15 protein-coding genes are annotated in these 22,305 nt (G+C 69.9%); 11 read left to right on the plus strand and 4 right to left on the minus strand.

Annotated elements, in window-relative coordinates:
* Positions 1–519 precede the first annotated feature (519 nt).
* The 4 genes from tig (at position 520) to clpX (ending at position 4,834) form a co-directional block, all read left to right on the plus strand.
* Positions 520–1,908 (plus strand): trigger factor, encoded by a 1,389-nt coding sequence (gene tig / locus KGA66_RS07080; protein WP_211465880.1) that lies wholly within the window; start codon positions 520–522, stop codon positions 1,906–1,908.
* 184 nt (positions 1,909–2,092) lie between these two features.
* Positions 2,093–2,692 carry an ATP-dependent Clp protease proteolytic subunit gene (locus KGA66_RS07085; RefSeq protein WP_211466000.1) on the plus strand — a complete coding sequence of 200 codons (600 nt, stop codon included), beginning with the start codon at positions 2,093–2,095 and terminating at the stop codon, positions 2,690–2,692.
* 34 nt (positions 2,693–2,726) lie between these two features.
* Positions 2,727–3,377 carry an ATP-dependent Clp protease proteolytic subunit gene (locus KGA66_RS07090; protein ID WP_211465882.1) on the plus strand — a complete coding sequence of 217 codons (651 nt, stop codon included), beginning with the start codon at positions 2,727–2,729 and terminating at the stop codon, positions 3,375–3,377.
* A gap of 164 nt (positions 3,378–3,541) precedes the next feature.
* Complete coding sequence (gene clpX, locus KGA66_RS07095; protein WP_211465884.1) at positions 3,542–4,834, plus strand: ATP-dependent Clp protease ATP-binding subunit ClpX; 1,293 nt, start codon at positions 3,542–3,544, stop codon at positions 4,832–4,834.
* Between the two features lie 37 nt (positions 4,835–4,871).
* On the opposite strand, the gene KGA66_RS07100 is transcribed toward clpX, so the two are convergent.
* On the minus strand, positions 4,872–5,540 hold the full coding sequence (locus KGA66_RS07100; protein ID WP_211465886.1) for a hypothetical protein: 669 nt from the start codon (positions 5,538–5,540) through the stop codon (positions 4,872–4,874).
* 449 nt (positions 5,541–5,989) lie between these two features.
* Here KGA66_RS07100 and KGA66_RS07105 point away from each other — a divergent pair, with 449 nt between their 5' ends.
* Positions 5,990–8,686 carry a valine--tRNA ligase gene (locus tag KGA66_RS07105; protein WP_312886797.1) on the plus strand — a complete coding sequence of 899 codons (2,697 nt, stop codon included), beginning with the start codon at positions 5,990–5,992 and terminating at the stop codon, positions 8,684–8,686.
* Positions 8,687–8,846: 160 nt separating this feature from the next.
* Here the strand turns inward: KGA66_RS07105 and KGA66_RS07110 are convergent, their stop codons facing one another.
* Positions 8,847–9,584, minus strand: coding sequence for a transposase (locus KGA66_RS07110; protein ID WP_211465890.1), 738 nt, complete (start codon positions 9,582–9,584; stop codon positions 8,847–8,849).
* A 216-nt stretch (positions 9,585–9,800) separates the two neighbouring features.
* Positions 9,801–10,682, minus strand: a complete 882-nt coding sequence (locus KGA66_RS07115) for an SDR family oxidoreductase (RefSeq protein WP_211465892.1) — start codon at positions 10,680–10,682, stop codon at positions 9,801–9,803.
* A 168-nt stretch (positions 10,683–10,850) separates the two neighbouring features.
* Here KGA66_RS07115 and KGA66_RS07120 point away from each other — a divergent pair, with 168 nt between their 5' ends.
* From KGA66_RS07120 to ftsY, 4 genes are all read left to right on the plus strand, one after another.
* Positions 10,851–11,444, plus strand: coding sequence for a TetR/AcrR family transcriptional regulator (locus KGA66_RS07120; protein ID WP_211465893.1), 594 nt, complete (start codon positions 10,851–10,853; stop codon positions 11,442–11,444).
* Between the two features lie 880 nt (positions 11,445–12,324).
* The gene (locus tag KGA66_RS07125) at positions 12,325–12,537 is read left to right on the plus strand and encodes a hypothetical protein (protein WP_211465894.1); all 213 of its coding nucleotides are present in this window, start codon (positions 12,325–12,327) and stop codon (positions 12,535–12,537) included.
* A gap of 232 nt (positions 12,538–12,769) precedes the next feature.
* Complete coding sequence (gene smc, locus KGA66_RS07130) at positions 12,770–16,381, plus strand: chromosome segregation protein SMC (protein ID WP_211465895.1); 3,612 nt, start codon at positions 12,770–12,772, stop codon at positions 16,379–16,381.
* A gap of 94 nt (positions 16,382–16,475) precedes the next feature.
* Positions 16,476–17,684: a signal recognition particle-docking protein FtsY gene (gene ftsY / locus KGA66_RS07135; protein WP_211465897.1), complete on the plus strand. Its 1,209-nt coding sequence runs from the start codon at positions 16,476–16,478 to the stop codon at positions 17,682–17,684.
* Between the two features lie 342 nt (positions 17,685–18,026).
* Here ftsY and KGA66_RS07140 read toward each other — a convergent pair whose 3' ends face one another.
* On the minus strand, positions 18,027–18,821 hold the full coding sequence (locus KGA66_RS07140; RefSeq protein ID WP_211465899.1) for a bifunctional DNA primase/polymerase: 795 nt from the start codon (positions 18,819–18,821) through the stop codon (positions 18,027–18,029).
* Positions 18,822–19,223: 402 nt separating this feature from the next.
* Here KGA66_RS07140 and KGA66_RS07145 point away from each other — a divergent pair, with 402 nt between their 5' ends.
* Positions 19,224–20,705, plus strand: coding sequence for an NsdA family TPR-like regulatory protein (locus KGA66_RS07145; protein ID WP_211465901.1), 1,482 nt, complete (start codon positions 19,224–19,226; stop codon positions 20,703–20,705).
* A gap of 220 nt (positions 20,706–20,925) precedes the next feature.
* A complete protein-coding gene (locus KGA66_RS07150; RefSeq protein WP_211465903.1) occupies positions 20,926–22,305 on the plus strand; it encodes an ammonium transporter in 1,380 nt (459 codons plus the stop codon).

Below are 22,305 nucleotides of genomic sequence, written 5' to 3' on the forward strand. Positions count from 1 at the left end.
CCCACGGCCACCCGACCTTTCTTCGATTCCTTAGAACAGATCCGAAGAATGCCAGGTGGCCGTGCCCGTTGTCAGGCGATCACACCACCACGCCACAAAAGATCTTGTAGACCTCAAATCTCAAGCTCAGTTCGGGCCGGTTCACAGCGTTGCGTGAGCTGCATGAGCGGCGGCTAGGATGCTCCGGTCGTATGTGGTGCAGCTCCAGCCGAGGGCCGGGGCCGTACGATGCGGGCGCGAGTTTGGGAGCGGAAGGCCGTCGGTTCGAATCCGGCCACCCCGACGACGCCGGCTACGGACGGTTGGCGCGACGCCGGCCCGCGGCGCCATGTCGTGACCGGCCGCGATCTGCGCTTTTATCACCCCGTAGGGGTGCGCAAGGTACGATACCCAGCGCAAGCGCGATGCGGCGTGCGTCCCGGTGCACCTACCGCCGCCGCAACGCTTCCGACACGGCGTGACCACACCCCGAGCGAGCGCTTGTTACCGATAAGTAGTCCCAGCGAGGAGATCACAGCTGTGAAGAGCGCCGTCGAGACCCTCGACCCCACGCGGGTCCGGCTCACCGTCGAGGTTCCCTTCGCCGAGCTCAAGCCCAGCCTCGACACGGCGTACAAGAGGATCGCCGAGCAGGTGACCGTTCCGGGCTTCCGCAAGGGCAAGGTGCCGCCGCGCATCATCGACCAGCGCCTCGGGCGCGGCGCGGTGCTGGAGGAGGCGATCAACTCCGCGCTGCCGGACCTGTACGGCCAGGCGGTGCAGGAGAACAGGCTGGAGGTCGTCGGCCGCCCCGAGGTCGAGGTGACCGAGTTCGTCGACGGCGACCAGCTGAAGTTCACCGCCGAGGTGGACGTGCGCCCCGAGTTCGAGCTGCCCGACTACAAGGGCGTCGAGGTCCAGGTGGACGACGTGGAGGTCTCCGACGCCGACGTGGACGAGCAGGTGCAGGCCCTGCGCAAGCGTTTCGGCACGCTCACCGGGGTCGAGCGCGCCGTGCAGGACGGCGACTACGTGACCATCGACCTGCTCGCCACCATCGACGGCGAGGAGCTTGAGGACGGCACCGCCAGCGCGGTCTCCTACGAGGTCGGCTCCGAGAGCATGGTCGACGGCCTGGACGAGGCGATCATCGGCAAGAGCGCCGGGGAGAGCGCCGAGTTCGTCTCCACGCTGGTCGGCGGCGCGCACGCGGGCGAGCAGGCCGACATCAAGGTCACCGTCGGCGCGGTCAAGGCGCGCGAGCTGCCTGAACTGGACGACGAGTTCGCCCAGATGGCCAGCGAATTCGACACCCTGGAGGAGCTGCGCTCCGACGTGCGCTCGCGGCTGGAACGGGCCAGGAAGTTCGAGCAGGGCGCGCAGGCCCGTGACAAGGTGCTCGAGTCGGTGCTCACCCAGGTCGAGGTGCCGCTGCCGGCCAAGACCGTCGAGGCGGAGATCGCCTGGCGCAACGAGCAGCTCGACGAGCAGATCCAGCGGGCCGGGATGACCCGCGAGGGCTTCTTCAAGCTGCAGGACCAGGAACCCGAGGCGTTCGCCGCCGACCTGGACAAGCAGGTGCGCGACGGCATGAAGGCGCAGTTCGTCCTCGACCGGCTGGCCGACAAGGAGGAGCTGAGCGTCAACCAGGCCGAGCTGACCCAGCACCTGATCGAGCGCGCTTCCGGCTCGGGCCTGAGCCCGGACCAGTTCGCCAAGCAGGTGGTCGACTCCGGCCAGGTGCCGGCGCTGGTCGGCGAGGTGCGCCGCGGCAAGGCGCTGCGGCTGATCCTGGAGAACGCGCAGGTCAAGGACGCCTCCGGCAACACCGTCGACCTCTCCGAGCTGGACACCCCGACGTTGGGTGAGGGCCCGGACGCGTTCGGCCGCGAGCTCGGCGACGAGCACTACGGCCATGACCACGCGTAACCGTCGGTTCCGGGTGCAGTGACCATTGCGCGTACCGCGCGGCATAGAACGCCTAGAGCGAACAAGCGGCCCTGATCCGTCCCCACCTCGGTGGCACGGGTTAGGGTCGCTTTCAGTGGAACGGGTTTTCCGAAGCAGACAGGTGGATGACGTGACGAATCCGTACTCGGACAGGGCTCCGCGGATGGCGGGTCTCGACGGCCCTGGCGGGCTCAACGACCAGATCTTCAACCGGCTGCTGCGCAACCGGATCGTCTTCCTCGGCGCGCCCGTGGACGACGACATCGCCAACACACTGTGCGCTCAGCTGCTGCTGCTCAATGCGGAGGACCCGGAAAAGGACATCTGGTTCTACATCAACTCCCCGGGCGGCTCCGTCACCGCCGGCCTGGCGATCTACGACACGATGCAGCTGATCTCGAACGACGTGGCCACGGTCGCGCTGGGCATGGCCGCTTCGATGGGCCAGTTCCTGCTGACCGCGGGCGCCCAGGGCAAGCGCTTCGCGCTGCCGAACGCCGAGATCCTGCTACACCAGGGCTCGGCCGGACTCGGCGGCTCCGCCTCGGACATCAAGATCCAGGCCGAGCGGCTGCTGCGCAGCAAGCGCCGGATGATCGAGCTGACCGCGCTGCACACCGGCCAGAGCGAGCAGAAGATCGAGAAGGACTCGGACCGCGACCACTGGTTCTCCGCGCAGGAGGCCAAGGAGTACGGCCTGATCGACGACATCTTCACCGCGGCCGCGCACGGCCCGACCAACAATCCCGTGACCACTGCCTGAGCGCCGCCGACGAAACGAGTGAGGAACCGAAGCCATGTCTGAAAGCCCGTCGGCCGCGTTGAGGCACGAGGCCCGATATGTCCTGCCGCACTTCATCGAGCGCACCAGCCAAGGCGTACGCGAATACGACCCGTACGCCAAGCTTTTCGAGGAGCGCATCATCTTCCTCGGCGTGCAGGTCGACGACGCGTCCGCCAACGACGTGATGGCGCAACTGCTGACCCTGGAGTCGATGGACCCGGACCGGGACATCACCATCTACATCAACTCCCCGGGCGGCTCGTTCACCGCGCTGACCGCGATCTACGACACGATGCAGTTCGTCAAACCGGACATCGTGACCGTCTGCATCGGTCAGGCCGCTTCCGCCGCGGCGGTGATCCTCGCCGCCGGCACGAAGGGCAAGCGGCTCGCACTGCCCAATGCACGGATCCTGATTCACCAGCCCTACACCGAGACCGGCCGCGCGGACCTCAACGACCTGGAGATCCAGGCCAACGAGATCCTGCGGATGCGCGCGCTGCTGGAGCAGTTGCTGTCCAAGCACAGTGGCCGCACCGAGGAACAGGTACGCGAGGACATCGAGCGGGACAAGATCCTGACGGCGCCTCAGGCCGTGGAGTACGGCCTGGTCGACCAGGTCGTCACGAGCCGGGTCGAGGGCATGGCACGCCCGTCCCTGTGAGGCGCTCGGCGACGCGCCGGAGCGGAGCGGCAGGGGGCGCCCGGAAGCTTCCCGGCGTTTACCTGCCCCCGTTCCGGCCGTGAACGCGGTAACGTCTTCCATTGAGGGCTTTTTCGGCCCCGCCGGGCCGGGCGTCCGGCGTCGAGGCGAAGGAGATCCACCCCGTGGCACGCATCGGTGAGGGCGACCTGCTCAAGTGCTCCTTCTGCGGAAAGAGCCAGAAGCAGGTCAAGAAGCTGATCGCCGGACCCGGCGTGTACATCTGCGACGAGTGCATCGACCTGTGCAACGAGATCATCGAGGAGGAGCTGGCCGGCTCCGCCGAGCACCGCTGGTCGGAGCTGCCCAAGCCGCGGGAGATCTACGACTTCCTGGACCAGTACGTGATCGGCCAGGACGCCGCCAAGAAGGCGCTGTCCGTGGCCGTGTACAACCACTACAAGCGGGTGCAGGCGGGCGACACCGGCCGCAGCGCCCGGGACGAGGCCGTCGAGCTGGCCAAGTCGAACATCCTGCTGCTCGGCCCGACCGGCTCCGGCAAGACCTTCCTCGCGCAGACCCTGGCGCGGATGCTCGACGTGCCCTTCGCGATCGCGGACGCGACCGCGCTGACGGAGGCCGGCTACGTCGGCGAAGACGTGGAGAACATCCTGCTGCGGCTGATCCAGTCCGCCGACTTCGACGTGAAGAAGGCCGAGACCGGGATCATCTACATCGACGAGGTCGACAAGATCGCGCGCAAGAGCGAGAACCCGTCGATCACCCGGGACGTCTCCGGCGAGGGCGTGCAACAGGCGCTGCTCAAGATACTGGAAGGCACGATCGCCGCGGTGCCTCCGCAGGGCGGGCGCAAGCACCCGCACCAGGAGTTCATCCAGATCGACACGACGAACGTGCTGTTCATCGTCGGCGGGGCCTTCGCGGGCCTGGAGAAGATAATCCAGAGCCGGATCGGCAAGCAGGGCATCGGTTTCGGCGCGCAACTGCGCAGCCGCGCCGAACTCGAGTCGCAGGACGTCTTCAACGAGGTCATGCCGGACGATCTGATCAAGTTCGGGATGATCCCGGAGTTCATCGGCCGGCTGCCGGTGATCACCAGCGTGCGCAGCCCGGACCGCCATGCGCTGCGCCGCATCCTGATCGAGCCGAAGAACGCGCTGCTGCGCCAGTACCAGCACCTGATGTCGCTGGACGGGGTCGAGCTGGAGTTCTCCGACGACGCCATCGAGGCGATCGCGGATCTGGCCGTCCTGCGCGGCACCGGGGCGCGCGGACTGCGCGCGATCATGGAGGAAGTGCTGCTCTCGGTGATGTACGAGGTGCCTTCCCGCCGCGACGTGGCCCAGGTGCTGATCACCGCGGAGTCGGTGAAGGAGCACGCGAACCCGACGCTGGTGCCGCGTGACTCGCCGCACCGCTCCGCGCAGAACCGGGCTCCGCGCGAGAAGTCCGCGTAGCGCGCCGCGCCGGGTGGCGCGACCTCGCGCGCTTGTGTCAGTGTTCTGCGGCTGAGCGCAGATCGAGCGTGTAGGACAGGATCTTGCTGTCCTTCACGCTGGACAGGAAGTACACCCAGCCGAAGGAGCTGCGGTCCACCCAGGTGCACGAACGTATCCGGGTTCCGCCGACGCTCAGCTTGCCGCAGTCCAGCGCGCCGCCGAGCGGCCCGGGATCCTCTGTGGTCACGTCGGTCATCGAGGCGCCCGCGATGATCTGCTTCATCACACCCGTCACACCCGAGTAGCCCAGCGCTTTCTGGAAGTCGGCGTTGCCGCTCATGTTCTGCGCCAGCAGCCACACGCTGTACGACCCTGTCGGGCCGACGCGGTAGAAGCCGACCTGCGGGTCCGGGTAGGCCACGTTCCCGGCGAGGTTCTTCTTCAGATCACTGATGCGTTCAGCGGTGTCCGCGTCGGCCACCAGATGGAGCGGACCGGCGGCCAGCGGGATGCCGAGCGAGCGTGACGGCGTGTTCGCGGATGCGGTCGGCGGCGGCGAGGCGCCGTTCGCGCCGTCGCCGAGCACGCCCCCGCCCGAAGCGGCGGTCGCCGAGGCAGTGCCGGTGCCCTGTGCCACGGATGTACCGCTCCCGCCGGACGTGGTCGTCGCGACGACCACGGCGATCACGCCGGCCACGACCGCCGCGGCGGCACCGACCCCCACGTAAAGACGCACACGTTTCCGCGTGGATTGAGGCGGCGCCTCGAACAAGGGCTGCGCAGGCCCATACGGCGACTGCGCCCACTGCTGCGTTACGTCCGGTTGCGTGAAGTACCCACCCGGTTGGCCGGTCGGCGGGGCCATCGGCTGCCCATACTGGTCATAGGCGATTGGCATAGTCGGCTGAGCGCCGAATGGCTGCTGTGGCTGTGGCTCTGGCTCTGGCTGTGAGGGGCTGGGCGCCGGCGAGTCGGGTGGCGGCTGCGCGTCCCATGACATCTCGTCACTTCCCTCCTTTGCCGCGCCACGGCGGCGAAGCGGGGCACACACTATCCGCACGGTCAGCTCAAAGACGGACCGGCGTTGCGCGCCGCCTCCGCTCATACACGCCGCAGCTACTCGCGCGCCGGAATTCGGACCGGGGCGCCGCGCGCGATCCGTACAATCAGAGCGTGACCGGTAGAACATCCCCTCAGAGCCAGGGCGCCCCCGCCGACGCCGCCGCCAGCTTGCCGACGCACTACGCGCCCGCGCAGGTAGAGGGGAAGCTCTATGAGCGCTGGGTACGGGCCGGCTACTTCGAGGCCGACGCGAAGAGCGACCGCCCCGCGCACACGATCGTGATCCCGCCGCCCAATGTGAACGGCTCGCTGCACATCGGGCACGCCCTCGACATGACGCTCCAGGACGCGATCACGCGCCGCAAGCGGATGCAGGGCTTCGAGACGCTGTGGTTGCCCGGCATGGACCACGCCGGCATCGCCACCCAGAACGCGGTGGAGCGGGAACTGGCCAAGGAAGGCCTCTCGCGACACGACCTCGGCCGCGAGGCGTTCGTGCAGAAGGTATGGGAGTGGAAGGCCGAGTACGGCGGGCGCATCCTCAACCAGATGCGCCGGCTGGGCGCGTCGGTGGACTGGAGCCGCGAGCGCTTCACCTTCGACGCCGGTCTCTCGCGCGCGGTGCAGACCATCTTCAAGCGCCTCTATGACGACGGCCTGATCTACCGCGCCGAGCGGATCATCAACTGGTGCCCGCGCTGCATGACCGCGCTGTCGGACATCGAGGTGGAGCACCAGGAGGACGAGGGCGAGCTGGTGTCGATCCGCTACGGCGACGGCACACACTCGATCGTGGTGGCCACCACCCGGGCGGAGACCATGCTCGGCGACACCGCGGTGGCCGTGCACCCCGACGACGAGCGCTACCGGCACCTGGTGGGGGTGGAGATCGAGCTGCCGCTCACCGGGCGCCGGGTGCCGATCGTGGCGGACCGGCACGTCGACCCGGAGTTCGGCACCGGCGCGGTGAAGGTGACTCCCGCGCACGACCCGAACGACTTCGAGATCGGCCAGCGGCACTCGCTGCCCTCGCTGCTGATCATGGACGAGCGTGGCGCGATCACCGTGCACGGCCCGTTCCAGGGCCTCGACCGCTTCGAGGCGCGCCCCGCGGTGGTGGCCGCGCTGCGGGCCGAGGGCCGGATCGTGGCGGAGAAACGGCCGTACGTCCACGCGGTCGGCCACTGCTCTCGCTGCGACACCGTGGTGGAGCCGCGGCTTTCGCTCCAGTGGTGGGTGAAGGTGGGCCCGCTGGCCGCCGAAGCCTCCGCGGCGGTGCGCGAGGGCCGGGTGAAGATCCACCCGAAGGAACTGGAGCCGCGGTACTTCTCCTGGACCGACAACCTGCTGGACTGGTGCATCTCCCGGCAGCTGTGGTGGGGCCACCGCATCCCGGTGTGGTACGGCCCGGACGGCCAGACGGTGTGCGTGGGACCGGACGAGGAGCCGCCCGGCGCGGGCTGGACGCAGGACCCGGACGTGCTCGACACCTGGTTCTCCTCGGGGCTGTGGCCCTTCTCCACCTTGGGCTGGCCGGACGACACCGAGGACCTGCGTAAGTTCTATCCGACCAGCGTGCTGGTGACCGGGTACGACATCCTGTTCTTCTGGGTCGTGCGGATGATGCTCTTCGGCCTTTACGCGATGAAGGACCGCGGTCCGGTCGAGTCGGTGCCGTTCCGGACGGTCTCGCTGCACGGCCTGGTCCGGGACAAGTTCGGCCGCAAGATGTCCAAGTCCCGGGGCAACGGCGTGGACCCGTTGGAGTGGATGGACGCCTACGGCTCCGACGCGGTGCGCTTCACGCTGGCCCGCGGCGCGAACCCGGGCGCCGACCTGGCCACCAGCGAGGAGTGGGCACAGGGCTCGCGCAACTTCTGCAACAAGGTCTGGAACGCGACCCGCTTCGCGTTGATGAACGGTGTGACGCCGGCCGCTCTGCCCGTCCGCGAGCGGCTGGGCGCGCCCGACCGGTGGATCCTCTCCAGGTTGTCCGCCGTCACCGCCGAGGTGGATGCGTACATGGAGGACTACCAGCACGCCAAGGCATGTGAGGCGCTCTATCACTTCGCCTGGGACGAGGTGTTCGACTGGTACGTGGAGCTCGCGAAGGCCCCGCTCGCACGCGGCGGTGAGGAGGCCGACACCACGCGGGCCGTGCTCGGACACGTGTTGGACGTGACGCTGCGGCTGCTGCACCCGTACATCCCGTACGTGACGGAGGAGCTGTGGCTCGCGCTGCACGACATCTCGCCGGACGCCGGGGACGAGACCGGCGCCCTGGGTGCAGGCGAGCAGCCGCGCTCGATCGTCGTGGCCGCCTGGCCGACCGCCGACGGCTCACTGCGTGATCCCGCGGCCGAGGCGGAGATCGCCGCGCTGCAGCAGGCGGTGACCGAGGTGCGTCGTTTCCGCGCCGACCAGGGGCTGAAGGAGGGACAGAAGGTGGCCGCGCGGCTGAGCCTGTCCGGACCGCTGGCCGCGCACGAGGCCGAGATCCGCAAGCTGGCCCGGCTGACCGATCCGGAGCCGGGCTTCTCGGCCACCGCCACGCTCCAGACCCCGCAGGCGACGGTGCAACTCGATCTGTCCGGCGCGATCGACGTGGCGGCGGAGCGGGCCCGCCTGTCCAAGGACCTGGCCGCCGCGCAGAAGGAGATCGCCGGGGCGGAGGCGAAACTGGGCAACCCGGGATTCCTGAGCAAGGCCCCGGAGGCGGTGGTGACGAAGATTCGCACCCGTTTGGCCGATGCGCAGGCCGACGTCGCGCGGATCACGTCCCAGCTCGGTGCGCTGCCGCTGAGCTGAACCGTGCCGTGCCGAGTGCGCCGGGCGGGACGAGTCTCCCTCTGCGTGAGCCGTCCGCCCGGCCGTGATTCGGCGCGGTAGTCGAGTCCACGTCGGAATGGTCCCGGCCGCCTTGAATCTCGGCTTTCGCGGTTTTCACAGGCCTGATGTGGTTACGTGGTTATGCGGCGTGGTCGAGTCCTGCTTGGGCCCAGGCCTGTTGGACGGCGCGGATTTCGGCGTCGGTGGGCTTGAGCGGGGCGTTGGCTGTAAATCGGGCCGCGATGGTCGTGCGGCGGAGTTCGGCGGCCATGTCGGCGAACGCGGGCTCGGCCTTGGACGTGTACCAGGGCTGGCGCTCGCGCCGTTCGGCGGCATCGGCCGGGTGGTGTCCGTGCAGTGTGTACCAGATGACGACGATCGTGTGGCAGTACAGGGCGAACGGGGTGGTGCGCTCGACGGCGAGCTGGATGCGGTTGCGGGCCTGGCCGGCTCCGAGTTCTTGGCGTGCCTCGGCGAACGTCACCTCGGTGGACCATCTCCAGGCGTATCTCGACACCAGCGTTGCCGGGGTGCTGTGCAGGTCGGTGGTGCCAGGGCCAGGTAGCGTGTCGTCCACCGCCACGGTCAGAGCCGCTCCGGCTGGCAGCAGGGTTCTGACGATCAGCCGCGACAGGTACAGGCCCAGGGTGTCGCTGCTCCAGGCCGCGCGGGCGAAGAACGCGTGCGCCCGGTCGTGCGGCCAGGTGCGGGCCAGCCCCGCGCCGGTCAGCATCCCGGTCACCGTCCCGGCCCCCGTGTTCGCGATCAGCCCGGTCGCCAGCGCGGCGAACGTGGCGAAGCCCGGCGCGGTGAACACGTAACGAAGGTTCCCCAGCAAGGCCAGCAGCGAGGCGGGTAAGGTCGCATCCGGAAGCATCGGCGGGCTCCTCTTCGGAGATGGCATCTCACCGTCGATGCTTCTGTGGCGCTCCAGGCGATCAGCCCGCAACCACTGCAAACCCCCCGATCAGGCGCATCAGGTCGCCTCTGCCAAGACAGCGACAGCCGACTCTCTGACAACGAGGGGATCGTCGACGTCCGGCTCGCGTACTCGTACGGTCGGGTGGTTGTCTCGCCCGCGGTCCCTGGGTGGTCACGTGAAGTAGTGGCCCTGTTCGATGTCTTCGATGAGGCCGGGGTGGGTGGGCTTCCAGCTCAGGAGATCCTGGGTGATGGTGCTGGAGGCGGGCATGTCGGTGCTGAGCAGGCGCACCAACATTCCCTCGAATTCTTCGGCGGGCATCGACCGGGCGGGTAGGTTCAGGTGTCGGCCGATGGTCTCGACGATATCCCGGGTGGGCACCCCCTCGTCGCCGACGGCGTTGAGGACTGCGCCGGCGGGAGCGTGCTCGATGGCCAGCCGGTAAAGACGCGCGGCATCCTTCACGTGGACGGCAGGCCAGCGGCTGGCCCCGTCGCCGATGTAGCCGCAGACGCCTTTGGCCCGGGCTGCGGTGATGAGCTGGGGAATGAAACCGTGGCGTTCTCCCTGGCCGTGCACCGAGCGGGGCAGCATGACCAGGCAGGTGCGCACGCCGGAGTCTGCGGCCGCGAGCGCTGCCCGCATGTTGGTGATGCGGGCAGCGATAGGCCCGGCAGGGACGAGTTCGTCGCGTTCGGTCGCGGGTCGGCCGGGTGTGACGAGCGTCGCACCGGAGATGACCAGGGGCTTGCCGGAGCCGGCGAGGCTGGTGGCGAACGTCTGGATGGCCGTGGCGTCGGTCCGCGTCGCGGCCTCGGTCACGCTGGGCACGACGAAGGCAAGATGGATGACGCCGTCACTGTCCAGAGCGCCGGCGCGCAGCACGTCGGTGTCGTCCAAATCGCCGCGGAGCACCTCGGCGCCCAGGTCGGCGACTGCTTGGGCGGAGGCGTCCGAGCGGGCCAGTCCGAGGACCTGGTGGCCAGCACTGATGAGTTCGGGCACGACGGCCGAGCCGATCCAGCCGGAAGCGCCGGTGACGAAGATACGCATGGAGATTCTCCTTGGTCGTGCTTCGGGTGATGAAGTTGCGCGGCGTGGAGGCCGCGGCCGGAGTGCCGATGCGATCCGGTCGCATCAACTCTAACACCAGCATGCGACGCCGTCGCATCATTGCCTGCCCGGGTGATGCGATCCGGTCGCCTCGCTTATGCTGTGAGGGTGAGCAGATGGGCGCCGGACGCGCGGGAGCGCCTGGAGACCGCCGCACTGGACCTGTTCGCGGAGAACGGGTACGAGGAAACGACCGTCGCGCAGATCGCGGACCGCGCTGGCTTGAACCGGGCCACGTTCTTCCGGCACTTCGCCGATAAGCGGGAGGTCCTGTTCAGCGGTGAAGACCGGCTGGCCGGGCTATTCGCCGACGGCATCCGCGCCGCCGCACCGGATGCCACGCTCACCGAGTGCCTACAGGCAGCGTTCACGGCCGCCGAGGCCGCGATGACCCCGCAACAGCGGGCCAAGGCTGCCCAGCGCGTCCTGGTGGTCGCGGCGAACAGCGAAGTGCAGGAGCGGGGACTGCTCAAGCACGCCCGGATCGCCCGGACGATCAGCGCCGCCCTGCGCGAACGGGGCACAGAGGAGCTGACGGCCCGGCTGGCGGCGGAGGTGGGGATGCTCGCGTTCTCCATCGCCGTCGAGCGCTGGATGCGGTCGGACAATGACGAACCGTTCCCGGTCCATGCCGCAGCGGCCTTGAGCGACCTGCAGGTGCGCGCGGCTGAGCTTGACTCCCAGCCCCGCCTGTCAGCCTGACCTGAGTTCAGCCGAACGCACCCACGCGTGCCCGGAGGACCTCGTCGACGGCGACCTTCCGGGAATTGGCATACGACCGACGTCGATCGGCACGGCAGGCCGCAGTCACCAGCTTGTGTTCACCCGAACCCAACGCCCCGCTCAAGCCCACCGACGCCGATATCCGCGCGGTCCAGCTCGCCTGGGCCCAAGCCGGACTGGACCTGACAGCCTGACTGCATCACCTCTGCGAAAACAGCGAAAGCCGAGCTTGAATGAACAGCAGCGAATATTCCGGCTATGTCCCGGAGAATTCCTCCACCCGTTCACGGCCTCTTGCCCGCAGTGGCCCCCGGTGACGTTCTGCGCCACCGGTACGGCGTATCCGGCGTTTCGCGTCCGGGTTCGGGCGGGGCTTGCGCGCGCAGCGGATTCTGGTGAAATGCAAGGGGAGCGGAAGCATCAGCGCCCGCGCCGGCCGCCGGTCCGGCGCCCGTCGCAAGCCGCGCTCGGCACCATCGCCCGGCGCCGAATGACTTTCGTCGATCATCAGGCGACGCTAATCCGCCCGAACGGCGCAACATGGTGCCCACGCCGAACCAGACCCAAACCTCCGAACGGGTGGCAACTGCTCTGTCGGATTTGACCCACGGCGGGGTTGGTGAGACGCTAGAAGCCCGCGCACCTGTCGTTTTGCGTCGTAGAACGCCAGTGGGCTGTCGCGCCTGTGGGGTGCACTTGAGTCGGCGAATGCAGGTTCTTCAGGCCGATTCAGCGCCGCCTTGGGCCGCTCCCACAGCCCGCCGGGCACCGACCCCGCACGACGGCACGGCGCGATATGACCTCACGTGACGCGGCAGAAAAGACGCCGCGTCGGTCACTCAGCGTGGAGGACCCTGGAATGGCTAAGGCGCTACTCGGACACATCGGGGGGACGGACCCGCGAATGGCCGCCGAGATGCGGAGGCTTCAGCAGCGCGTGCGTGACCTCGAAGACCAGCTGGTACGAGTACAGGCTGAGAACGATTCACTCGCCGCGGCAGTGCAGACCGCCTCTCTGGACCACGAGCTGTTCGCCACCACGGTCGCCGAGCGGGAGCCCGCGCTGACCTGACCGGTATCTCCGGTCGACCGGAGGCGCCGGCCGACAGCCGACGGCGGCACCCGAAAAACTGCGAAGGGACGCGCTAAGCGTCCCTTCTCTGCTTCCACCGGCGATCAGGGGCCCACACCCGGTACTACTTTCCCCGCATTCCGGACGCCTGGAGCTGCCGCGTCACCCCGGGCCGGTACGCTCAAGGGATACGTTCCCGCTCGCCCGGCCCGCCGCTAGGACTGTCACCGACGTGTACCTGAAGAGCATGACCCTCCGGGGCTTCAAGTCGTTCGCCTCGGCGACGACCCTGCGCTTCGAGCCGGGGATCACCTGCGTCGTCGGCCCGAACGGCTCCGGCAAGTCCAACGTCGTCGACGCGCTGGCCTGGGTCATGGGTGAGCAGGGCGCCAAGTCGCTGCGCGGCGGCAAGATGGAGGACGTGATCTTCGCGGGCACCGCGGGACGCCCGCCGCTCGGCCGCGCCGAGGTCACCCTCACCATCGACAACACCGACGGCGCCCTGCCGATCGACTACACCGAGGTCACCATCTCGCGGATCATGTTCCGCAACGGCGGCTCGGAGTACGCGATCAACGGCTCGGCCTGCCGACTGCTCGACATCCAGGAACTGCTCTCCGACTCCGGCATCGGCCGCGAGATGCACGTGATCGTCGGACAGGGCCAGCTCGACGCGGTACTGCAGGCCGGACCCGAAGAGCGGCGCGCGTTCATCGAGGAGGCCGCCGGCGTCCTCAAGCACCGCAAGCGCAAGGAGAAGGCGCTGCGCAAGCTGGACGCGATGCAGGCCAACCTCACCCGGATCACCGACCTGACCACCGAGCTGCGCCGCCAGCTCAAGCCGCTGGGCCGGCAGGCCGAGGTCGCCCGCCGGGCCGCCGTGATCCAGGCCGATCTGCGCGACGCCCGGCTGCGTCTGCTCGCGGACGATCTGACCGAACTGCGTACCGCGTACGAGAAGGAGACCGCGGACGACACCGCGATCCGCCAGTTGCGCGCCGAGCTGGAACGTGAGTACGCCGAAAGCCAGGCGCGGGAGACCGAACTGGAGCACGAGGTCCAGGAGCTGGTACCGCACCTGGCCGCGGTGCAGGAGGCGTGGTACCGGCTCTCCTCACTCCGTGAGCGGCTGCGCGGTACGGCGTCGCTGGCGGGGGAGCGCGTGCGCAACCTCAACCAGTTGGCGCAGGGCGCCGATGCGAACGAGCGTCGCGGCCGCGACCCGGAGGACATGGAGCGCGAGGCCCGGCGCATCCGGGAACAGGAAGAGGCCATCGCCGAGGAGATCGCCGAGGCTCAGCGGGTGCTGGCAGACGCGGTACGGCGTCGCGGCGAGTCCGAGACCGCGTTGGCCGCCGAGGAGAAGCGTTTGGCCGCCGCGGTGCGGTCGGCCGCGGACCGCCGCGAGAATCTGGCGAAGCTGGCCGGCCGGGTCGACGCGGTGCGCTCCCGCTCCGGCGCCGCGCAGGCCGAGATCGACCGGCTGCACGCCGCGCACGACGAGGCCCGGGGCCGGGCCGCCGCGGTGCAGCGCGAGTACGACCTGCTCAAGGCCGAGGTGGAGGGCATCGACGGCGCGGACGGCCTCGACGCCGAGGTAGAAGCCGCCACCGAGGCCCTGGCCACCGCCGAGGACGCCCTGACCGCGCTGCGCGCCGCCGAACGCGACGCCGAGCGGCAGCGCGCCGCGATGGCAGCGCGCAAGGAAGCGCTCGAACTGGGCCTCAACCGCAAGGACGGTGCGGGCGCGCTGCTGGCCGCCACCGACCGGCTCTCCGGGCTGCTGGGCTCCGTGGCCGCGATACTGACCGTCGAGCAGGGCGCCGAGGCCGCCGTCGCCGCGGCGCTGGGCCTGGCCGCCGACGCCGTCGCGGTCTCTTCCGCCGACGCCGCGGTCAACGCCATCAGGCTGCTCAAGACCGAGGACAAGGGCCGGGCGGCCGTCATCGTCGGCGGCGCCCCGGCCGACGACCGCTTCGGCCAATGGCCCGTGCTGCCGCACTACGCGAAGTACATCGTCGATCTGGTGACCGTCCCGGACGAGATGCGCGCCTCGCTGCGCCGCCTGTTGCGCGGCATGGCCATAGTGGACGATCTCTCCGAAGCCTCTTCGCTGATCGCCGCACAGCCCGACCTGGTCGCGGTGACCCGGGACGGCGACGTGCTCGGCCGTCACATCGCCTATGGCGGTTCGTCCTGCGCGCCCTCGCTGCTCGAAGTGCAGGCCGCGGTGGACGAGGCCGCGGAGAAGCTGCTCGAAGCGCGTGAGCGTGCCCGCCGGCTGCGCACGGAACTGGAACAGGCCACCGACGGCCAGCGCGGCGCGAAGCAGGCGCTCGACGCGCTGCTCGCCCAGCGCCGGGCCGCCGACGCGCAGAAGGCCTCGGTCGCCCAGCAGCTGGGCCGGCTGGGCGGCCAGGCCCGCGGCGCGCTCGGCGAGGTGGAGCGGTTCGCCAAGGCCATCGAGACCGCCGAGGCCGCCCGGGAGAAGGAACGGCAGACCCTGGCGGATCTGGAACTTCAGCACGAGGAGGCGGTCGCGGCCGCCGAGGCGCTGGAGGAGGGCTACGACCTGGCCCCCGACGCTCGCGACGAGCTGGCCGCCGAGGCCACCGCCGCCCGGGCCGCCGAGATGGAGGCGCGGCTCGCGGTGCGCACCGGAGAGGAGCGCGCCCGGTCGCTGGCCGGACGCGCCGACGTCCTGGACCGCGGCGCCCGCCAGGAACGCGAGGCCCGGGCCCGCGCCGCAGCCCGGCAGCAGCACGCCTCCCGGCAGGCCGCCGTGGCGCAGGCCGTGGTCTCCGCGGCCCGCCAGACCCTCGCCTGCCTGGAGGTCTCGCTGGGCAGGGCCGGCGCCGAGCGCGAGGCCGCCGAGCGCGACCGTGCCGAGCGCGAGGCAGCGCTGCAGATCCTGCGCGGGCGGGTGCGCGAGCTGGCCGGCGAGCTGGAGAAGCTGACCGACTCGGTGCACCGCGACGAGGTGGCGCGCGCCGAGAAACGGATGCGGATCGAACAGCTGGAGGCCCGGGCGCTGGAGGAGTTCGGCGTCACGGTCGAGGCGCTGCTCGACGAGTACGGTCCCGACAAGCCGGTACCGCCGCCGGCGGCCGCGATCGCGGTGTCCCACCTGGGCGCGGGCGACGACCCGAGCGATCCGCGCAACGCCCCGGTGCCGTTCGTGCGCGCCGAGCAGGAGAAGCGGCTGCGCCAGGCCGAGAAGGACTACGCCGCGCTCGGCAAGGTCAACCCGCTCGCGCTGGAGGAGTTCGCGGCGCTGGAGGAGCGTTACAAGTTCCTCAACGAGCAGCTGGAGGACCTGAAGAAGACCCGTATCGACCTGCTCCAGGTGGTCAAGGAGGTCGACGAGCGGGTCCAGCAGGTCTTCGCCGAGGCGTACGCGGACACCGCGCGCGAGTTCGAGGGCGTATTCTCGCGGCTTTTCCCCGGGGGCGAGGGCAGGCTGTATCTGACCGACCCGGAGGACATGCTCACCACCGGCATCGAGGTCGAGGCGCGGCCGCCCGGCAAGAAGGTCAAGCGGCTCTCGCTGCTCTCCGGCGGCGAGCGCTCGCTGACCGCCGTGGCCCTGCTCGTGGCCATCTTCAAAGCCCGTCCGTCGCCGTTCTACGTCATGGACGAGGTCGAGGCGGCGCTCGACGACACCAACCTGCAGCGGCTCATCCGCATCTTCGAGGAACTGCGCGAATCCTCGCAGCTGATCGTGATCACGCACCAGAAGCGCACGATGGAGGTAGCCGACGCGCTATACGGCGTCTCGATGCGTGGTGACGGCATCACGACCGTGATCTCGCAGAAGCTTCGTGACACCGCCGCCGCGGCATGACCGACGCGACGACGACCCGCCTGACGATCCGACAACTGACTGCAAGCGCAACAAACCGGGCCGCGCCGCCCTGGCGTCTTGAGAGAATGGCACCATGGAGATTTTGATCATCGTCATCGCCGTCGTGTTCGCCGTGGCGGTGATCGGAGTGGCTGCCACCTTCCTCGTCCGTGGTTCGGCGACCCGCCGCCGCGTGCCGCCCGCGTCCGAGCGTACCGCCGCGCCCGGTGGCTCCACGGCCACGATCGCGCCCGAGGCACCACCGCGCGCGCAGGCGCCGCCGGTCGCTTCCGCCCCGGTCGTCGTCGAGGCACCCGCTCCCGCTGAGGCACCCGCTCCGCCCGTCGTGGCGGTGCCGGTTCCACTGGAGGTCCCCGAGCCCACCGCCGGGCGCCTGGTCCGGTTGCGCGGCCGGCTGGCGCGCTCCAACAGTGCGGTCGGCAAGGGCCTGCTCAGCCTGCTGTCCCGGGACAAGCTCGACGAGGCCACCTGGGAGGAGGTCGAGGACCTGCTGCTGACCAGCGACATCGGCGTCGCGCCGACGCAAGAGCTGGTCGAGCGGCTGCGCACCCGGGTGCGGATCCTGGGCTCGCGCACCCCTGAGGATCTGCGCGACCTGCTGCGCGAGGAACTGCTCACGCTGATCGGCCCGGACACCGACCGGACTGTCCACTCGCTGCGTGCGGACGGCGCGGGCCCGGCCGTCGTCATGGTCGTCGGCGTCAACGGCGTCGGCAAGACCACGACCACCGGCAAGCTCGCCCGAGTGCTGGTCGCCGACGGGCGCTCGGTCGTGCTCGGCGCGGCCGACACCTTCCGCGCCGCCGCCGCCGACCAGTTGCAGACCTGGGGTGAGCGGGTGGGTGCGAGCACGGTGCGCGGCCCGGAGGGCGCGGACCCGGCGTCGGTCGCGTTCGACGCGGTCAAGCAGGCAAAGGACCAGGGTGTGGACACGGCGCTGATCGACACGGCCGGGCGGCTGCACACCAAGGTGGGTCTGATGGACGAGCTGGGCAAGGTCAAGCGGGTGGTGGAGAAGCACGGTCCGGTGGACGAGGTGCTGCTCGTCCTCGACGCGACCACCGGCCAGAACGGCATGGTTCAGGCGCGTGTCTTCCGGGAGGTGGTCGACATCACCGGCATCGTGTTGACCAAGCTCGACGGTACCGCGAAGGGCGGCATCGTCGTGGCGGTTCAGCGTGAGCTGGGCGTTCCGGTCAAGCTCGTCGGCCTCGGCGAGGGCGCGGACGACCTGGCCCCCTTCGAACCGGCAGCCTTCGTCGACGCGCTCGTCGGCCAGTGAGCGGCCGGCTGCTGAAACCGGTCAACCGATCCTGCCGGCGAGCGTCGCGGGCGCAACCGCGTTCGACCGTCGCAGCGGCCCGAAGGCCCGCCTAGGCCTTTGGCCTAGTGTCCCGCGCCGGAAATCCGTCGCATGACTCTGCTCGACCTGGCTGCGCACGTCCGGTCATCCGCGCCCTGCTGGCAAGGCGCCGGAACACCCTCGCGGTGCTCAATCAACGCAGTGGGTCGTCTGTGGGCGTTTCGGCAACGCGGCCAGGCGGGATGCGGGGGCCCGCACCGGCAAGCTGACCAGGCCAGAAAAACTTGCCTCAAAATCAAAGAACTCGGACGACAGAGTGGCCTAGATCGTGGCGAAGGCGCGGTGAGGCGCGAGGGCGAGGGCGCCGAGGACCACGTGGGCGGCGGGGAAGGCGGGTCGTTCGGGCCCCGGAGCGCGCAGCCAGCGGGGACCGGACGGGATGCCGGCGCGATGAAACCGCTGCTGGTCGAGGACCGCGGGAAGTTCGACGCGGTCGCCGCTTCCCAGCAGGACAGGGCCCGTACCCGGGTCGATCAGCGCACGGAGAGCGGCCGCGGTGCCCACGCGGACCAGAAAGCCGATCCTCGCGCGCGGATCGCTGTCACCGAGGCCGGCCGAAGCGGTCGGCGCGCAGCCGAACGCAGTCCACAGCACCGGGCCGAGTTCGACGCCGAGCCGGTCCAGCCGGATCAGCGCCGTGCGGCCGAGCGCGGCGTCCGCCTCGACGACGTCGAATGCGATGCCGCACGCCGCCATGATCGGGGCGTCCGGCGTGCGCGACCATGCCGCGAAGATCCGCTCCAGGTCGGTCGACGGCGCGCTCGCCCGGTTCGGGGCGATCGGCCAGCCCCAGGCGGCATACCGCAGGGCGGTCGCCCGGATGCTTCCGTTCGAGGGCGTCGCGCGGTGGGCAATCACGTGCGGGTGCGTGACGAACGCCGCGCCGAGACCCGGGCGCGGGAAACCCGCGCGGTGCCGAGCATCCAGTACACCCGTATGCGGCGTCGGCTCCAACGCTGACCCGCCGGCCGGCTCGCCTTCCGTGGCCCGGCGCCTGGCGGGCTGGTGTGTCAGCAGAGCGTCCAAGCCCAGTCGGCCGCGCATTGTCGTCGCCACGCCTTTCTCAACTGTGACGCCCTGATCCGGGTTACCGCCCCGCGCGAGGAACACGACCCGGTATGAGGGTGCTCCGCCGCCTTGCGATCGCACGCGCCAGACGCCGCGGACATATCCGGCGCGCTTCTCAAACACGGCTCAGCGGCGCTGCATCTCAAACACGGCTCAGCGGCGCTGCATCTCGCCGGAAGGAGTGATGCCGACAGGTCTTCCCCGAATAGACCATAGCCGGGCCCAGGTAGCGACGCGCCGATGAATGGGTGGCGAATCCTGGCGCATTTGCGGATTGCCTGCGGACGCCGTGGCCGAACGGTTACGTTCGGCTCACCGATGGTCACAAATGGCGACTCTCGCCGGCTCGCCGGCTCGCGAGGCGGCGCATTCATGGAGGGGGCGCGGCGGGTGCCTGATCGGCTGCCGAACGAACTGTTCGCCTCCTGGTTCCTGCGCAGCGGCTGGTCGAAAGGCGAGGTGGCCCGGCTGGTCAACCGGCGAGCGCGGGACCTGGGCGCCGCACACGTCGCGACGGACACCTCGCGGGTGCGCCGCTGGCTGGACGGCGAGCAGCCGCGCGATCCGATCCCGCGGATCCTGACCGAACTGTTCAGCGAGCGCTTCGGCTGCGTGGTCACGCTCAGCGACCTGGGGCTGCGCGAACCGCCCAGCCCGATCGCCGGGACGCTGACGGACCTGCCCTGGTCGCCGGAGCGCACCGCGGAACTGCTCGCCGATTTCTGCCGCAGCGACCTGATCCTCGGGCGGCGCGGCGCGGGCGGCGCGCCGCCGCTGGCTGCCGGAGCGGCGCTGGTGGAGCCGGTGAAACGATGGCTTCTGCCCGCAACGGCGACGCGTTCCGCGCACCCGCTCGGCGCATCCGGTGCGGCGCCAAGGCCGCGTGCGGGCCGCGCGGCGCCCCTCGTCGAGCAGTTGGAGGAGGCGGCGCGCACCTTCCGCGCCTGGGACGCGGCTGCGGGCGGTGGAATCCGCCGTGCCGCCGTGGTCGGCCAGCTCTACGAGGTCGCCGAGGTGCTGCGGCAGGCGCCCGAGTCGGCGGCGCCGCGGCTGTTCCACATCGCCGCGCAACTGGCCCTGCTCGCCGGCGAGATGGCTCTGGACTCGGGGCTGCAAGCGACGGCGCAGCGTTACCAGATTCTCGCCCTGCACTGCGCCAAGGAATCCGCGGACCGTTCGCTGGCGGTCGCGATCCTGGCCGTGATGAGCCGTCAGCTGGTCGAACTGAACCGGGCGCAGGACGCGCTGGACCTGCTCGCCGTCGGACGGACCGCCGGCCGCGGCGAGCTCGAACCGCTCGTGTGCTCGCTGGTCGACGCGGTCGAGGCGCGGGCCCACGGCGCGCTGGGCCGGGCGGAGCGGTGCCGGCAGGCCGTCGGGCGTGCCCTGTCCGCCCACCGGGACGCCCAAGCCCACGACGGGACACCCGCGCCGCCGTGGCTCGCCGGATACACGGCCGCCACGCTGCACACGGAGTTGGGCCAGGCGCAGCGCGATCTGGCCGACCGCGTGCCCGCGGCCGCCGCCGATGCCGTGGCAAGGTTCGAAACCGCCGTGCTTATGTACGAACGCGAGGGCGCGGCCGCGCTACGTGGCCGGGTGTCCGCGCTGATCGGCGTCGCGGATTGCCGCACGCTGCTCGGGGACGCTCCCGCGGTCGTCGAGGCGTTGCGCGTTGCCTGTTCGCTCGCCGTGCGGTTGCGGTCACGCCGCTGTGAGGAGCGCCTGCGCGCGGTGCTCAGCCGCGCCCTGGAGCGTTTCCCCGAGGAAACCGCGCTGGTCGATCTGGCCGAACGGCCGCGGAACGCGACGGCCGGATGCGCCCGGGTTCCGATGCCGGCGCTGCCTCTCCAGGCGTTCACACGCTCGTAACCAGCTTGAGCAATCCGTCACGTCAGTGAAACATCACGCGCAGTGAGCGGTAACGGCCCGCGGCGAAGGTTCTGCGCAGGACAACGGCGTCACCCTCCTGTGAACGGTCGGCCACGTGGTCGGCACCCCTGAGCGCAACCTTTCCACTGACACGACCCTGTTAACCGGTCCGGGCTGCTGCGTCGGACCGCCGGGCGGCCTCGCGAAGGATACGTGAACGATGCCAACTCTTGACTCCGGTAACACCGCATGGGTGCTGGCCAGCTCAGCACTCGTGCTGCTGATGACGCCAGGGCTCGCGTTCTTCTACGGCGGCATGGTGCGCGCCAAGAGCGTGCTGAACATGCTGATGATGAACTTCATCTGTATCGCGGTCGTCACCGTCGCGTGGGTTTTGTACGGATGGTCGGTCTCATTCGGTAACGCGAACGACGCGAACGGAAGCGGCTTCTGGGGGGGTCTGACCCAGTGGGGGATGCACAGCATCGCCACCGGCGCCAGCTCCGGACACCCGGGCATCTACGGCTCGACCGGGGTGCCGCTGTTCGCGGTCGCGTGCTTCCAGCTGATGTTCGCCATCATCACGCCCGCGCTGATCTCCGGCGCGATCGCCGACCGCACCAAGTTCGTCGGCTGGACGGTGTACGTGATCGGCTGGGTGACCGTGATCTACTTCCCGGTCGCGCACTGGGTCTTCTCGCCCAACGGCTTCATCAACGCCAAGCTGCACGTGATGGACTTCGCCGGTGGTACCGCGGTCCACATCAACGCCGGTGCCGGAGCGCTCGCCTGCGCCCTGGTGGTCGGCAAGCGGGTCGGCTACAAGAAGGACCCGATGCGGCCGCACAACGTGCCGTTCGTGATGCTCGGCGCGGCGCTGCTGTGGTTCGGCTGGTTCGGCTTCAACGCCGGTTCCGCGCTGACCGCCAGCGGCCAGGCCTCGGTGGTCTTCCTCAACACCCAGGTCGCCACCTGCACCGCGGTCATCGGCTGGCTGGCCGCGGAGAAGATCCAGCACGGGAAGTTCACCACGGTCGGCGCGGCCTCCGGCGCCGTCGCGGGCCTGGTCGCGATCACCCCCGCCTGCGCCTCGGTCTCCCCGATGGGAGCGATCTTCGTCGGCCTGATCCCCGGCTTCGTGTGCTGCTACGCCGTCAACCTCAAGAACCGGTTCAACTTCGACGACTCGCTCGACGTCGTGGGCGTGCACCTGGTCGGCGGTATCCTCGGAACTCTGCTGATCGGCCTGTTCGCGGACCCGATCGAGGTCGGGGCCTACACCAACGGCGCCCGCGAGGGCCTGTTCTACGGCGGCGGGCTGGACCAGCTGTGGGCACAGACGGAAGGGGCGGCGATCGTGTTCGCCTACTCGTTCGTGGTCTCCTTCCTCCTGGCGCTGCTCGTGCACAAGACCATCGGCCTGCGGGTGACCGAAGAGGCCGAGATCACCGGCGTGGACCAGACCGAGCACGCCGAGACCGCGTACGACTGGGGCGGCCTGAGCGGCTCCCTGCACCGCGCGGCGGTGAGCCTGGCGGCCGCCACCGCATCGGCGGCTGAGACACTGCCCGCCACCTCCGAGGAGAAGGTCGAAGCCTGA

This window comes from Actinocrinis puniceicyclus (assembly GCF_018283645.1).
In the GTDB taxonomy this organism is placed as follows: Bacteria; Actinomycetota; Actinomycetes; order Streptomycetales; family Catenulisporaceae; genus Actinocrinis; species Actinocrinis puniceicyclus.

Bases quoted from the DNA above. Each gene is read 5' to 3' on its own strand.
- KGA66_RS07090 (WP_211465882.1), top strand. From the start codon at position 2,727: ATGTCTGAAAGCCCGTCGGCCGCGTTGAGGCACGAGGCCCGATATGTC.
- KGA66_RS07110 (WP_211465890.1), bottom strand. From the start codon at position 9,584: ATGCTTCCGGATGCGACCTTACCCGCCTCGCTGCTGGCCTTGCTGGGG.
- KGA66_RS07085 (WP_211466000.1), top strand. From the start codon at position 2,093: ATGGCGGGTCTCGACGGCCCTGGCGGGCTCAACGACCAGATCTTCAAC.
- ftsY (WP_211465897.1), top strand. From the start codon at position 16,476: ATGGAGATTTTGATCATCGTCATCGCCGTCGTGTTCGCCGTGGCGGTG.
- KGA66_RS07150 (WP_211465903.1), top strand. From the start codon at position 20,926: ATGCCAACTCTTGACTCCGGTAACACCGCATGGGTGCTGGCCAGCTCA.
- KGA66_RS07115 (WP_211465892.1), bottom strand. From the start codon at position 10,682: ATGCGTATCTTCGTCACCGGCGCTTCCGGCTGGATCGGCTCGGCCGTC.
- KGA66_RS07125 (WP_211465894.1), top strand. From the start codon at position 12,325: ATGGCTAAGGCGCTACTCGGACACATCGGGGGGACGGACCCGCGAATG.